At 67.3% G+C, this 14543-nt stretch carries 13 protein-coding genes; 4 read left to right on the forward strand and 9 right to left on the reverse strand.

Annotation, left to right across the window (positions count from 1 at the left end):
- Positions 1-13: 13 nt before the first annotated feature.
- A complete protein-coding gene (locus QFZ65_RS00665) occupies positions 14-2419 on the reverse strand; it encodes a phosphoketolase (RefSeq protein ID WP_373427622.1) in 2406 nt (801 codons plus the stop codon).
- Positions 2420-2664: 245 nt separating this feature from the next.
- On the opposite strand from QFZ65_RS00665, the gene QFZ65_RS00670 reads away from it, so the two are divergent.
- Positions 2665-3264: a hypothetical protein gene (locus tag QFZ65_RS00670; protein WP_306907436.1), complete on the forward strand. Its 600-nt coding sequence runs from the start codon at positions 2665-2667 to the stop codon at positions 3262-3264.
- Positions 3265-3334: 70 nt separating this feature from the next.
- On the opposite strand, the gene QFZ65_RS00675 is transcribed toward QFZ65_RS00670, so the two are convergent.
- Positions 3335-4204, reverse strand: a complete 870-nt coding sequence (locus QFZ65_RS00675; protein WP_306907438.1) for an HAD family hydrolase — start codon at positions 4202-4204, stop codon at positions 3335-3337.
- Between the two features lie 95 nt (positions 4205-4299).
- A complete protein-coding gene (gene serS, locus QFZ65_RS00680; protein WP_306907439.1) occupies positions 4300-5580 on the reverse strand; it encodes a serine--tRNA ligase in 1281 nt (426 codons plus the stop codon).
- Between the two features lie 78 nt (positions 5581-5658).
- Between serS and QFZ65_RS00685 the strand changes: the two genes are divergently transcribed.
- Positions 5659-6720 (forward strand): diacylglycerol kinase family protein, encoded by a 1062-nt coding sequence (locus QFZ65_RS00685; RefSeq protein WP_306907440.1) that lies wholly within the window; start codon positions 5659-5661, stop codon positions 6718-6720.
- Here the strand turns inward: QFZ65_RS00685 and QFZ65_RS00690 are convergent.
- From QFZ65_RS00690 to QFZ65_RS00700, 3 genes are all read right to left on the reverse strand, one after another.
- A complete protein-coding gene (locus tag QFZ65_RS00690; protein ID WP_306907442.1) occupies positions 6717-6953 on the reverse strand; it encodes a hypothetical protein in 237 nt (78 codons plus the stop codon). The genes QFZ65_RS00685 and QFZ65_RS00690 overlap by 4 nt on opposite strands.
- A 95-nt stretch (positions 6954-7048) precedes the next feature.
- Entirely contained in the window at positions 7049-8029 is a 981-nt protein-coding gene (gene pheA / locus QFZ65_RS00695) for a prephenate dehydratase (RefSeq protein WP_306907444.1), read from the reverse strand.
- 18 nt (positions 8030-8047) lie between these two features.
- Positions 8048-8374, reverse strand: coding sequence for a rhodanese-like domain-containing protein (locus tag QFZ65_RS00700; protein ID WP_306907446.1), 327 nt, complete (start codon positions 8372-8374; stop codon positions 8048-8050).
- Positions 8375-8704: 330 nt separating this feature from the next.
- On the opposite strand from QFZ65_RS00700, the gene QFZ65_RS00705 reads away from it, so the two are divergent.
- Entirely contained in the window at positions 8705-9817 is a 1113-nt protein-coding gene (locus QFZ65_RS00705) for an alcohol dehydrogenase catalytic domain-containing protein (protein WP_306907448.1), read from the forward strand.
- Between the two features lie 179 nt (positions 9818-9996).
- Positions 9997-11466, forward strand: coding sequence for a peptide MFS transporter (locus tag QFZ65_RS00710; protein WP_306907449.1), 1470 nt, complete (start codon positions 9997-9999; stop codon positions 11464-11466).
- A 61-nt stretch (positions 11467-11527) separates the two neighbouring features.
- Here the strand turns inward: QFZ65_RS00710 and QFZ65_RS00715 are convergent, their stop codons facing one another.
- The 3 genes from QFZ65_RS00715 to QFZ65_RS00725 are packed head-to-tail and all read right to left on the reverse strand — an operon-like array spanning position 11528 to position 14540.
- On the reverse strand, positions 11528-12505 hold the full coding sequence (locus QFZ65_RS00715; RefSeq protein ID WP_306907451.1) for a sugar kinase: 978 nt from the start codon (positions 12503-12505) through the stop codon (positions 11528-11530).
- Positions 12502-13017, reverse strand: a complete 516-nt coding sequence (locus QFZ65_RS00720; RefSeq protein ID WP_306907452.1) for a bifunctional 4-hydroxy-2-oxoglutarate aldolase/2-dehydro-3-deoxy-phosphogluconate aldolase — start codon at positions 13015-13017, stop codon at positions 12502-12504. The genes QFZ65_RS00715 and QFZ65_RS00720 overlap by 4 nt, the downstream gene beginning before the upstream one ends.
- Entirely contained in the window at positions 13014-14540 is a 1527-nt protein-coding gene (locus QFZ65_RS00725) for a UxaA family hydrolase (protein WP_306907453.1), read from the reverse strand. Before QFZ65_RS00725 ends, QFZ65_RS00720 begins: the two co-directional genes overlap by 4 nt.
- Positions 14541-14543: the final 3 nt, after the last annotated feature.

Consider the following 14543-nt stretch of genomic DNA (forward strand, 5'->3'; position numbering starts at 1 on the left):
CCGGCCGGCACGGCTACTCGGAATGCAGCGACCATGTCCGTATTTCTGCTGCGTCCTCGCCGTGCTCCCGGGTGTGGGCCCGGGCGCGTATCCGGCTGTCCTGGAGCGCCTGCCGCAGCAGCGAATGCTTCTCGGCGAACCCGGGAACCCGGTCGATCGCGTCGATAGCAAGCTGGAAGCGGTCGATGCCGTTGAGCATGGCCATGTCGAAGGGAGTGGTGGTGGTGCCCTCCTCCTTATAGCCGCGCACGTGGAGGCCCTCCCGGTTGGTCCTGCGGTAGGTGAGCCGGTGGATCAGGGCGGGATAACCGTGGTACGCGAAAATCACGGGCTTGTCCGCCGTGAAGATGCCGTCGAAGTCCCGGGACGACAGGCCATGCGGGTGTTCGCTGGCATCCTGCAGGCGCATCAGGTCCACGATATTGACCACGCGGACCTTCAGACCGGGTGCTCCCTGCTTCAACAGTTCCGCGGCGGCGACGGTTTCGACGGTGGGGACGTCGCCCGCGCAGGCCAGGACGACGTCGGGTTCCTCCCCGGGCACCTCCGAGCCGGCGAACCGCCAGATCCCGAGTCCGCGCTGGCAGTGCTCTGAGGCCTCCGCCGGGCCAAGCCAGGCGGGCGAAGGCTGCTTGCCGCTGACAACGATGTTGACGTAGTCGCGGGAGTTGAGGCAGTGCTCCATCACTGCGAGCAGCGTGTTGGCATCCGGCGGCAGGTACACCCGGATGACCTCCGCCTTTTTGTTGACCGCGTGGTCGATGAAGCCGGGATCCTGGTGCGAGAAGCCGTTGTGGTCCTGCTGCCAGACGTGGGATGACAACAGGTAGTTCAGCGAGGCCACCGGCCGCCGCCAGGGCAGCTCGCGGGAGACCTTGAGCCATTTGGCGTGCTGGTTGAACATGGAGTCCACGATGTGGATGAACGCCTCGTAACAGTTGAAGACGCCGTGGCGTCCCGTCAGGAGGTAACCCTCCAGCCAGCCCTGGCAGAGGTGCTCGCTGAGGACCTCCATCACCCGGCCGGCGCGGGCAAGGTGCTCGTCCAGATGGTCGATCCGGTACTGCCACACCTTGTCCGTGACCTCGTACACGTCCTGCAGGCGGTTGGAGGCGGTCTCATCCGGGCCGAACAGCCGGAACGTCTCCGGGTTCAGGCTGATTAGGTCGCGGAGCCAGGAGCCCAGGGTGATCATAGGGCTGATGCGTTCGGCGCCGGGCTCCGGGACGTCGACGGCGTGCCGGGCGTAAGCGGGCTGCTTAAGAGGGCGCAGCAGCAGCCCGCCGTTGGCGTGCGGCGTCGCGCTCATCCGCAGCCCGCCGTCCGGAGCGTTGACGGCGATGTCCGGGTTCAGCCTGCCCTGTTCATCGAAGAGCTCCTCGGGCCGGTAGGACTTCAGCCATTGCTCCAACTGGGCAAGATGTTCCGTGTTGGTGCGGACCTCGTTTAGCGGAACCTGGTGGCTGCGCCATGTTCCTTCCACCTGCTGCCCGTCGACCTTTTTCGGTCCGGTCCAGCCCTTGGGTGAACGCAGCACGATCATGGGCCAGCGCGCCGCGCCGTCCCCCGCGCCGCCTTGAGTGTCGCCGCTGGCACCGCCGGTGCCCCCGGCACCGCCGTCGCTCCGGCGCTCTGCCTGGATCGCCCCGATTTCCGCCAGGCACTCGTCCAGGGCTTCGGCGAAAGCCCTGTGCGCGGCCGCGGTGTCGTCCGGGTCGGACACGGTCACGAAGTGCGGTTCATGCCCGTAGCCGCGCAACAGCTGCTCCAGCTGGGCTTCGGGCATGCGGGCCAGGATGGTGGGGTTCGCTATCTTGTAGCCGTTCAGGTGCAGGATGGGCAGCACCGCGCCGTCCGCTGCCGGGTCCAGGAAGTTGTGCGAGTGCCAGCTTGCGGCCAGCGGACCCGTTTCCGCTTCGCCGTCTCCGATCACCACCGCGGCGACCAGCCCGGGGTTGTCGAAAACAGCCCCGTAGGCGTGCGCCAGCGAATAGCCGAGCTCGCCTCCTTCGTTAATGGAACCCGGGCTTTCGGGCGCGGCATGGCTGGGGATCCCGCCGGGGTAGGAGAACTGCCGGAACAGCTCCGCCATGCCGTCCTCGTCCTGGCCCACCCCGCCGTAAATCTCCGAATAAGTACCTTCAAGCCACGCGTTGGCCACGACGGCGGGCCCGCCGTGGCCCGGTCCGGCGATGAAGAGCATCTCCTGCCGGTCACGGCGGATGGCGCGGTTCAGGTGGGCGTAAATGAAGTTCAGCCCGGGCGTCGTGCCCCAGTGGCCGAGCAGCCGTGACTTGGTGTCCGCAGCACTGAGGGGTTCCCGCAGCAGCGGGTTGGAACGGAGGTAGATCTGCCCGACGGACAGGTAGTTGGCGGCCCGCCACCAGCGGTCCACCAGCTCGAGCGCGGCGTCGTCCAGGGAACCCGGGGACGGGGCGCTCTGCTGCCCTTCCCCGCCGCCGGCCTGTCCCGGCCGGCCATCCTTTCCCAGGTTCTTTTCCGTTTCGCTGGTCACGTCGCTGGTCACGGCTGTCCTCGCTTTCCTCCGCCCCCGGCGGCGGCGTGTCCTCCATCGCAACACGTCCCCGGACGCGACACAAGCCCGCGGCGGCTCCCCCGGACCCCGTTTGCCTCCGGATTACCAGCGGGTAGTGTTTGATCAGTATGTTCACGCTGACCATCAACCAAACCGACAGCCGGCGCGACGGCGACCGCGTGCCGCAGCTCCTCAAGGACCTGCGGCACATTCCGGCGCGCCTCGATTTCGACCGCTCGGTGGAGGACGAGGTGCAGGGCATTGTCGACTCGGCGCACCAGGCCGTCGAGGCGGCGATGATCGCGCTGCGCAGCGGCAGCTGGTACGTCGGGATCGGCGTCGGCCCCGTAAACGAACCGCTGCCGAACCAGATCAAGGACGCTTCCGGTCACGGCCTGGTCTACGCCCGGCGCGCGGTGGACCGGCTGCGCAGCGGCAAGGACCGGGTCCCGGTGGCCGTCGAGGGCCCGCTGGCTGACCTCGCCGCCGAATCAGAGGCCGTGCTGCGGCTGCTGGGCCACATCGTCCACGACCGGAGCCAGGCCGAATGGCGGGTCCTGGACCTGCTGACCCCGGGCGTCCGCGGGCAGCAAAAGGCCGTCGCAGAGGAACTCGGCATCACCACCCAGGCGGTCAGCAAGGCCGTTGCCCGGGCGCAGTGGAACGAGGAGCATGCGGCGCGGCCCGCGGCGGCCCGCCTGCTGGGCTTGATCCTCGAGGTCCGCTAGTCCTTCGCGCACGCCAAGCGCGCGTCCCGGCGCCGGAAGGGAAGCCCGGCGAGGGAAGCCGGCGCCCTTATTACTGCAGGAGGCTCCGCAACACGTGGGCGGCGCCGTCGTCGTACACGGAATGGGTGACTTCGTCCGCGGCGGCGATGACTTCCTCCGGCGCCTGGCCCATGGCCACGCCCCGGGCGGCCCAGGTGAGCATCTCGATGTCGTTGCGGCCGTCGCCGACGGCGACCGTGCGGTCCGCCTCGATGTCCAAGGTGCTGCGGAGGTGCTCCAAAGCGGTGGCCTTGGTGACGCCGGCGGCGGCAATGTCCAGCCAGGCCGTCCAGCCGACCGAGTAGGTCACGCCGGCCAGGCCGATGTGGCGGATGGCTGTGTTGAATTCCTCGGGTGTGTTCTCCGCGCTGAACACCACCACGCGAACGGCGGTGGCCTCCAGCATGGTCTGGAAGTCGACGCCGACTGCCTCCACGCCGAAGCTGGCGTCCTGGAACCGTTCGGTGGAGAGGAAGTTTCCTTCTTCATCCTCAAGGGCGTACTTGGCCGAAGGAAGCCGCTTCCGCAACGCGCGGAGCACGGGGCCCGGGTCGAAGGTGGCCTTGTGAATGACCTCATAGCCTTCGGCCAGGCTGGAGTCGAGCCGCAGGGTGACCCCGCCGTTCGAGCAGACGGCATAGCCGTTGTCGATGCCGATGTGCTCGATGATCGGCAGCGTGGCGTTGAGCGAACGTCCCGTGGCGATGGTGACGTGGTGGCCTGCAGCCACGACATCCTGGGCCGCTTCCCGGACGGGAACCGACATGTGGCCGTCGTGGTCGACGAGGGTGCCGTCGACGTCGAGCGCGACCATCAGCTTGTGGCCGTTGGTTGAGTTGTTCTGTTCTTGTTCTCGCCGGTCATCGTTGCCGGCGACTGAGGCTTCAGTCAATGTTGTCATCTTTCTAGTAGAGCAGACGCCTCCGGGGCCCGCTAGGATCCACGCCACAGGCACGGTGAATGGATCGTGAACGTTCCGCGGCGGTTCCGCCGCTCCTAGAGGACGGGGAGGACCGTCATCCCGCCGAGGTACTTCTGCAGCGCCGCGGGGACGTTGACCGAGCCGTCCGGGTTCTGGTGGTGTTCGAGGATGGCCACGATCCAGCGGGTGGTTGCCAGGGTTCCGTTGAGCGTGGCGACGGCGCGGGTGCCTTTGGGCACGCCCTCCTCGTTGACGACGCGTTCGCGGATGTTGAGCCGGCGCGCCTGGAACGTCGTGCAGTTGGAGGTTGAGGTCAGTTCGCGGTAGGCGCCCTGGGTGGGGACCCAGGCCTCGCAGTCGAACTTCCGGGCAGCGGAATTGCCCAGGTCGCCGGCGGCGGTGTCGATCACGCGGTACGGCAGCTCGCACTTGGCCAGCATGTCCTCTTCCCAGGCCAGCAGGCGGGCGTGCTCCGCGGCCGCCTCTTCCACGGTGGTGTAGACAAACATCTCCACCTTGTTGAACTGGTGGACGCGGATGATGCCGCGGGTGTCCTTGCCGTGCGAGCCGGCTTCCCGCCGGTAGCAGGAGCTCTGCCCGGCAAAACGGATCGGCCCGGCGGAGAGGTCAAGGATCTCATCCGCGTGGTAACCGGCCAGGGGCACTTCCGAGGTGCCCACCAGGTAAAGGTCGTCCTCGGCGAGGCGGTAGATCTCGGCGTCGTGCTTTACATCAAAACCGGTGCCCTGCATCGTTTCCGGCCGGACGAGGGTGGGGGTGATCATCGGAATGAACCCGGCGTCGATAGCCTGCTCCATGGCCATCTGCAGCAGCGCCATTTCCAGCCGGGCTCCGACGCCGCGCAGGAAGTAGAACCGCGAGCCGGACACTTTGGCGCCGCGCTCCATATCAATGGCGCCGATCAGCTCGCCGATCTCCAGGTGGTCCTTGGGCTTGAAGTCGGGAAATTCGCGGGGCGCGCCCACCGTCTTCAGGACGACGTAGTCATCCTCGCCGCCCGCGGGGACGCCGTCCTCGATGAGGTTCGGGATCGCCCGGACCAGCCCTTCCTGTCGGGCCTGTGCAACGTCGGCCTCGGCGGAGGCTGCTTTTACTGCTGCCGCCAGGACCTTGACCTCCGCCAGCAGGGCCTGTTTCTCCTCGCCCTTGGCTTGGGCCACCTTCTTGCCGAAGACGTTCTGCTCAGCCCGCAGGTCCTCGAAGTGGATCAGGGCGGCGCGCCGGGAGGAGTCCGCGGCGATGATCGCGTCCACCACGGATTCATCGGCGCCGCGGGCGCGCTGGCTGGCACGGAACTTGTCCGGATTTTCGCTGAGGTCTTTTACGTCGATCACCAGACAAGACTAACCAATCCGGTACACATTACTTGGCAATCAGGCCGGAGGGCAGCGGCGGGTTAGTGTTGGAGCACAATGCGCGACTGGCTGCTGTACCTCATCATTGCTGGAGTCCTGGCGTTCGCCTTCTCCAGCTGGTGGGGGGTGCGCAGGCTCAAGGCCAGGCACACCCGCAGCGCGGTTTGGGAGCAAACCCACAGCCCCGGCATGGGCGAGCAAAAAGTGGCGGTCGTATTGAACCCCATCAAGGCCAAATCCGCCGAGGCCCGGGTCCTGATCGAAAATGCGTGCGCCGCAGCCGGCTGGGAACCTCCGCGCTTTTTCGAGACGACGGCGGAGGACCCCGGGTTCTCGCAGGTCAGGGCAGCGGCGGACCTCGGGGCCGACGTCGTGCTGGTGGGCGGCGGCGACGGGACGGTACGCGTGGCGGCCGAGTACCTCTCCACCACGGACATCGCCATGGGACTGATTCCGCTCGGCACGGGCAACCTCCTGGCGCGCAACATCCACCTGGACGTGAACGACCTGTCCGGCAACGTGCAGACCGCCCTCTTCGGCCACCAGCGGTTCATCGATACGGCGCGGATGCGGGTGGCCAACTCGCGGACGGGGAAGTCGGCGGAACATACCTTCTTGGTGATCGCCGGAATCGGTATGGACGCCGAGATCGTGGGCGACACCAACGACGGCCTGAAGAAGGCCGTGGGCTGGCTCGCCTATACCGAGGCCGGAGTGCGCCACCTTCCCGGGCGCCGGAAGAAGGTTTCCATCGCCCTCGATGACCAGCCGGAACAGGGCCGGAAAATCCGCAGCGTGCTCTTCGCCAACTGCGGGCTGATTCCCGGCGGGATCGACTTCATCCCGGGGGCCATGATCGACGACGGAATGCTGGACGTGGTGGTGATGAGCCCGCGCAGCGCAATTGGCTGGCTGGCGATGTATACGAAAATCGTGCTCAAGCACAAGCGGAACCTGCCGGTGATGACCTACTACCGCTCCGGCAAAGTCACTATCCGGAGCGCGGAACCGATGGCCACCCAGATCGACGGCGATCCTTCGGGCGAGGCAACTACCGTGACGGTGCAGGTGGCACCGGGTTCACTGCTGGTGCGGGTCAAGGACGGCGCGGGAGACTAGGCGCTGGCTTTCTTTTTCGATTCAGCCCTTGCAGCATCTGCGGACTTCTTGGCCTCCGCGGCGGCCTTGGCGGCGCGGGCCTCGGACTGCTCGCGGATCATGGCCTGCTCTTCCTCGAAGCGCAGCCGGTCAGCACGGTCGGCGTCGTCGCCGTCCCAGTCCTGGTTATCAGCCCTCGGCTTGGGGTTCACAATCATTCCCTGGCCGTCGTTTTCGGTGCTGGTACCTGACATGACCTGCTCCCTCCGTTAGGGGACTTCCCCCAATATGGATCAGGCAAGCATACGCACTGTTGGGTAGGCGTGGAAGTGCCCGGAGGGGCATTCGGCTACGCTCTGGGCGAAGCGTTGCCGGTATATTCCGGAACCACAGATGCTCCCCCAAGAATATCTTTTACCCATGCATGTGCGGCCCGGAATGCCTGATCGGAGGTGTGCGGGGACACGGCTGTCCGTTGCCCGTCCGCCCGGCCGTAGGAACCAAGGAACCGGGTCGCCGGGCTGATCCGGTGCAGCCCCGCAAGTGCATCTGCGACCCTGGCATCGGCCACGTGGCCGTCCGCGTCGATACTGAAGAAGTAGTGCCCAAGGTACTGGCCGGTGGGCCGGGATTCGATGCGGCTGAGGTTGACGCCCCGCGTAGCGAACTGGTCCAGGATCTCCATCAGGGCACCCGGGCGGTCCTCCGGCAGCGGCACCACGACGGTGGTCTTGTCCGCACCGGTGGGTTCCGGCAGCGACCCGGGCCGGCCCACCAGGACAAAGCGGGTCACGGCGCCCGGGTTGTCACCGATGTTCTCGGCGAGGACGGCCAGCCCGGCCTGCTCACTGGCGACGATGGGCGCGCAGATCGCGGCGTCGTAGTGCGGGTCTTCGTCAAGGAGGCCCATCGCAGCCGCGGCCGTCGAGGAGCCGGGGATGTATTCCGCATTGGGAATATTGGCGTCGACCCAGAGCCGGCATTGCGCCCAGGCGTGGCCGTGGGTGGAGATGCGGCGGACGTCCTCGATGCGGATGCCGGGGCGTGCCACCAGCACGAAGCTGATCGGGACCAGGGCCTCGCGGAGGATGCGCAGCTCCTGGCCCGTGGCAATCGCGTCGAGGGTTGCCGTGACGCCGCCTTCCACCGAGTTTTCGATCGGCACCATCGCCGCATCAGCCGAACCGTCCCGCACCCTGTCCAGCGCCGAGTTCACGTTGGACGCGGGGATGCGCTTCGCGTCCCGCGCATCCGGCACCTGCATCAGTGCGGCCTCGGTGAAAGTTCCCTCGGGCCCGAGGAAGGTGTAGGTAACGGGGGAAGCGGGCATCGGCTCTTCTCTCTTCGCTTACAGGACTACCGGTTTGAGCCCATTGTCGGCCACCAGGGGCTTGCCGGTTTCCAGCCACTGGTCCATCCCGCCGGCCACGTTCAGCGCGGAGTATCCCTGGCCCACCAGCCATTGGGCGGCCCGGAAGGAGCGCCCGCCGGTGCGGCAGATGACGTACAGGTCCTCGTCCGGGTCCAGTTCCTCGAGCCGGGCCGGGAGCTGGTCGAGCGGGATGTGCAGGGCGCCTTCTGCGTGGCCAGCCACCCATTCGTAGTCCTCGCGGACATCGAGGACAGTGGCCCCCTCGGGAATAGCAGACACGGTGACAGTGTCGAAGTCGCTCATGATCGTCCTTTCCGCGGAACTCTGGATCTGCCTCCAGCGTATCGCCAGCCGCGGGAAGCGCACCCCACGGGCCTGCACGTTACGCCTCCGGGATAAGAGTCCAACGGGGCATGCCCTCCCCTGGCCGCGGGCACTGGACATAGTGGCACCCAGTCCACCAGCGGGCCGGAAAAATGGACATGCTCACCCGCGGTCGGCAGGATGCCCGGGCCAGCTCCATGTCCCGGGCCCGTCACCGGGCAGTCCAGGGCAGGGGCTCTGCCAAATGGACGCTGGGACAGGTGACGACTAACGTTCACACCAACCACCAAGGGGCGACGAGAGGGATCGATGAAGATCACGGGTGCAGTTCTTGAGGAGATCGGCCGGCAGCGGCCGTTCGCGGACTCCAGGCCGATCAGCATTTCCGAGCTGGAGCTGGACGGCCCCGGACCCACGGAGATCCTCATCCGGCTCGAAGCCGCCGGCATCTGCCATTCGGACCTGAGTGTTGTGGACGGCAACCGGGTGCGCCCGGTGCCGATGCTGCTCGGCCATGAGGCGGCAGGACGCGTCGTCGAGGTCGGCTCCGCGGTCACGGACCTCCAGCCGGGCCAGCGCGTGGTCATGTCCTTCCTGCCGCGCTGCGAGGAATGCGGAAACTGCGCCGCGGACGGCCGGCTTCCGTGCACCGCAGGATCGAAAAGCAACAATGAGGGAACCCTGCTGCACGGGTCGGTCCACCTGGGCCGCGGTGGCGAAAAGGTGCACCACCACCTGGGTGTCTCAGGATTTGCCACCCATGCCGTGGTGGACCGGGCCTCGGCTGTTCCGGTCGGCGACGACATCCCGGCGGACATCGCCGCAGTACTCGGCTGCGCCGTGCTCACCGGCGGCGGCGCCGTCCTGAACGCAGCCCGCCCTGGCCCGGAGGACAGCGTCATGATCGTGGGGCTGGGCGGCGTCGGCATGGCCGCCTTGATCACTGCCATCTCCCAAGGAGTGTCCCGGATCGTCGCCGTCGACACCCTCGAGGAGAAACTCGAGCATGCCCGCCGGCTGGGCGCCCACGAGGCGTTCACCCCGCAGCAGGTCCTCGAGGACGGCATTAAGGCCCGGTACGTCATCGAATGCGCCGGCAACCCCCGCGCCTTCGAGACCGCCTTCGCCGCCACCGCCGTCGGCGGAACAACAATCACCGCCGGCCTGCCCTCGCCGGAGGCCCGGGCATCGATCTCGCCCCTGACCGTAACTGCGGAAGCGCGGACCATCGTCGGCAGCTACCTCGGCTCCGCGGTGCCGTCCCGGGACATCCCCAAGTACGCCCAGCTCTGGCGCGAAGGAAAGCTGCCGGTCGAGGAACTCATCTCCAAGCGGATCAGCCTGGCCGAGATCAATGAGGCCATGGACCAGCTCGCCGACGGAAAGGCCGTTCGCCAGGTCATCATGTTCGACGCCGAGTAGCCGGCCCAGTCACCGCCGCCCGGTTCGGTTGCCCTGTCACTTGTAGTTGCTAAACCCGGGCTGAAGCGACGCCAACTGATAGGGCAACCGGGGAAACAGGTGCGACACATTGCGGACATGACTTGCCTAGACCCTCCGCGGATGTGACAATCCCGGGCCGCGGTGTCAGCATTAAGCAAATGAGCACAACTCATTTACCCGATGCCCCCGCTAAAACGCCGGGCGATACGTCCTTTTTCGGCCACCCAAAGATGCTGGCCAGCCTTTTTTCCGTAGAAATGTGGGAGCGCTTCTCCTTCTACGGCATGCAGGGAATCCTGCTCTATTACATGTACTTCACGGCCACCGAGGGCGGCCTGGGGATTGAGCAGGGCCTCGCCGCAGGCCTGGTCGGCGCCTACGGCGGCGGCGTCTACCTCTCCACCATCCTCGGGGCCTGGCTCGCGGACCGGCTCTTCGGGTCTGAGCGCGTGCTGTTCGGCTCCGCCGTCATGATCATGGCCGGCCATGTCGCCCTTGCCCTGGTCCCGGGCATCCCGGGGCTGATTGCAGGCCTGGTGCTGGTGGGCGTGGGCTCCGGCGGGCTTAAAGCCAATGCCACGGCCCTCGTCGGCAGCCTCTACGGCGCAAAGGATGAACGCCGTGATGCCGGCTTCTCCATCTTCTACATGGGCATCAACGCTGGCGCCCTCATCGGCCCGCTCGTGACGGGCTGGCTGCAGGAAAGCCAAGGCTTCCACTGGGGCTTCGGCGCTGCCGCCGTCGGCATGGCCCTGGGTCTGGCGATCTACGCCGCGGGCCGCAAAAAGCTCCCCGAGGAAGCGCACCTGGTCCCCAACCCCCTGCCCACCGCCGAGCGCACCCGGTACGGCCTGATCTTCGCCGCCATCGCCGCCGTCATCGCCGTGCTGCTTGCCACCGGCGCCGTGCATGCAGGGAACCTGGCCATGTCCATGGCGTACGCCGCCATCGGCGCGTCCGTGCTGTACTTCGCCCTGATCTTCAGCAGCAAGAAGGTCAATGGCACCGAGCGCCGCCGCGTGGCCGCCTTCATTCCTCTGTACATCGCTTCGGCCGCCTTCTGGGCCCTGTTCCAGCAGCAGTTCACCTTCATCGCCGTCTATTCCGAGGAGAAGCTGGACCGCAACCTGTTCGGCTGGGAAATGCCCGCGGCCTGGGTGCAGTCCATCAACCCGGTGTTCATCATCATCTTCGCCGGTGTGATGGCGGCCCTGTGGACCCGGCTGGGACACAGGCAGCCCGGCTCGGCGCTGAAGTTCTCCGTCGGCCTTTTCGTGATGGGCCTGGCGTTCCTGGCTTTCATTCCCCTCGCCGGGGAGGGAAAGACCCCGCTGCTCGCGCTGGTGGGAATCCTGTTCCTGTTCACCCTGGCCGAACTGTTCCTCTCCCCGATCGGCCTGTCCGTGACCACCAAGCTGGCTCCCAAGGCGTTCCACACGCAGATGGTGGCGCTGTTCTTCCTTTCGGTGTCCCTCGGAACCACGCTGGCAGGCATCCTGTCCGGCCTGTACAACCCGAAGGACGAGCTGCCGTACTTCATCGGCATCGGCGGAACGGCCATGCTGCTCGCCGTCGGCCTCGCTGCAGCCTCGCCGGCGATCAGGAAGCTCATGGGCGGCGTGCGCTGAGCCGACGGGCATACTTCTTCGGTACCCGGGCCGACATCCGGCCCGGGTACCGAAGAAGCCTTTAGCGGCTCACAGGTTCCGCGGCATCCAGCAGCGGGAGTTCGCTGCGCCGCGGCATCCCCTCCCAGTCGCCGGATACCAGGCAGGCGTAGGCGCCGGTCTTCACCGCCGTCAGGAGGCGTTGCTGCACGGGTTCCCCGTTGAGCAGTTCCGCGAGATAGCCGCCCACGAAGGCGTCACCGGCCCCCACCGTGTCCACCGCGCGGATGGGAATGGCCGGCTGGCGGTACTCCATGCCGTCAACGAGGGCCGCGCACCCGTCCGCCCCAAGCTTGATGATGACCTGGGACGGTCCCAGCTCTGCCACCCTGCGTGCCAGCTCCCGCACATCCCCGGCTGGTCCCACGGCGATGGCGGCCTCGTCGTCGCCGGCGAAGACAACGTCAGCCTGGCTGACCAGGCGCCGGAAAACGTCCGACGCCTCTTCCTTGGACCACAGGGCGGACCGGTAGTTAAGGTCAAAGGACACCAGGGTGCCGGAGTCCTTGGCGCAGTCGACGGCGTACTGCGTTGCCTTCGCCGCCGAATCTGACAGCGCCGGCGTGATGCCGGTGATGTGCAGCAGCCGGGCCCGCGAGATCTTGTCCGCGGGGATATGCTCGGGCGCCAGCCCTGAGCCTGCGCTGCCGGAACGGTAATACCAGACCTTTGCCGTTTGGTTGGTCCGGCGTTCCTTGATCATTAGCCCTGTCGGTGCGCTTCCGTCGCGGGTGCAGACCACGTCCAGGCCCTCCGCCAACAGCTCGCGGACCACCAGGTCCCCCAGGCTGTCCGCGCCGGCGCGCCCCACCCAGGTCACGGTCGTTCCGAGCCGGCGGAGCGCGATGGCGACGTTGCTTTCCGCTCCCCCGATCCCCAGGCCCAGCGAGTCCGTGAAGGCCAGGGGGCCGGGGGTGGCGGCCTTCATCAGGGCCATGGTCTCGCCGAGCGTGACCACTTCACTGGCTCCGTCGTGGCCGTGGCCCGCCTGCGCGTTCATCCGAGCCCCCGGGCGGCGAGCGCCTCTGCCACGACGCTGCTGACCCGCACCGCCCGGGCGGTGTAGCCCGGTCCGACGGTCGAGGCCGGAAACACTTTCACGGCGGTGGCCCCGGCACGCCATCCGCTGAGCAGTTCGATGGGCGTCAAACCGCCCGGAAACACCGGGATGCCACGGGCGACGGCGGCACGGACTATGCCCGCGTCGGTCACCGGAGTGACGAGCAACCGTGCCCCGCAGTCAAGCGCCCGTTCGGCCTCCGCCGTTGTGGTGATGGTGCCGACGCCGAGTTCCACGTCGGCACCGAACTCCCCCGCGAGACGTGGCAGGAGATCAAAGACTCCCGCCGTGCTGAGCGTCAGTTCGATTGACCGCACGCCACCCTCCGCCAGGGCTGAGATGACGGGCGCATACTGGTCGGCATGCCGCGCCCGGAGTACGGCCACCACCGGGTTGCGCACGAGGATTTCGCTGGCCGAAGGCCGCGGCATGACCGCCGTGTCGGTGCTCATGTCACGGTCCCCAGCTGCCAGGGCACGAACTCCTCTTGCCCGAGGTCGAGTTCCTCGCTGACGGTCTGCTCGCCCGACGCCACCGCGAGGATCCGGGCGAAGATCTGCTCGCCCACCTCCTGGACCGTGGCGTCGCCGTCCACAATCACGCCGCAGTTCACGTCCAGGTCCTCCGGCATCCTGTTGTACAGCTCGGTGTTGGTGCCCAGCTTGATGCTGGGCACCGGCTTGCAGCCGAACACGGAGCCACGGCCGGTGGTGAAACACACCACGTTGGCGCCGCCAGCCACGATGCCGGTCACCGAGACGGGATCGTAGCCGGGAGTGTCCATGAAGACGAGACCGCGGTTTGTGATGGGTTCGGCATAACCGTAGACACCGGACAGTTCGGCCTGGCCGGCCTTGGCGACGGCGCCCAGGGACTTCTCGAGAATGGTGGTCAGGCCCCCGGCTTTGTTTCCCGGCGACGGGTTGTTGTCCAGGCTTCCTCCGCCGGTGGTGGCGTAGTCCTGCCACCACGCAAGCTGGTCCAACAGCCGCTGGCCCACCTCGGGTGCGACCGCACGCCGCGTCAGCAGGTGCTCGGCGCCGAAAACCTCGGGCGTTTCGGCCAGCACGGAAGTGCCGCCGTAGGCCACGAGCAGGTCGGAGGCGACGCCGAGGGCCGGGTTGGCGGTGATGCCCGAGTACCCGTCCGAACCGCCGCAGTTCAGGCCCAGTACCAGCTCGGAAACATCGACCGTCTCCCGCTCAAGCTCATTGATGGCCGGCAGCATTTTCTGGATCAGGGCCACACCGGCCTTGACGGTGGCCCGTACTCCGCCCGAGTCCTGGATGGTGAGCCGTTCGATGAAGCCGGCCGAAGTGTCGGCGTCGAGGAAGCGTTCCGTCTGCAGCATCTCGCATCCCAGCCCCAGCACCAGGAGCCCGGCAAAGTTGGGGTGATGGGCATAGCCGCGGAGCGTGCGGACCAGCACCTCCGCGCCGGAACTGCCGAGCACCATGCCGCAGCCGCTCCCGTGCGTGAGCGCGAAGACGCCGTCCACGTTCGGGAACGCATCCAGCGCGGCCCCGCGGAACTGGTCCGCTATCATCCGCGCCGTGCTCGCCGAGCAGTTGACCGACGTCAGGATCCCCACATAGTTGCGGGTCCCCACCTTCCCGTTGGCGCGGCGATAGCCCTTGAACGTCGGCCGCTCACCCGCCGGTGCCTGCGGAGTGATGCGGGAGGTCCCGAAGGCGTAGTCCTGCTGGACCTGGTCCATGCCGAGGTTGTGGGTATGGACATGGTCCCCGCGCCGGATCGTGGTCAGGGCCCGGCCGATCGACTGCCCGTACTTGTGCACGGATGTTCCGGCGGGCACGTCGGCGAGCGCGATCTTGTGTCCCCGGGGCACGTTGGCCCGTACCTCCAGTCCAGGTCCCGCTTCGGCCGCCAGGACCGTGCCGGCGGTGAGGTCGCGGGTGGCGACGGCGACTTCGTCGTTTGCGGCCAGCCGGAGCGTGCAGTTTTCAAGTGTCATCAG

It is taken from the genome of Arthrobacter sp. B3I9 (assembly GCF_030816935.1).
Lineage (GTDB): Bacteria > Actinomycetota > Actinomycetes > Actinomycetales > Micrococcaceae > Arthrobacter.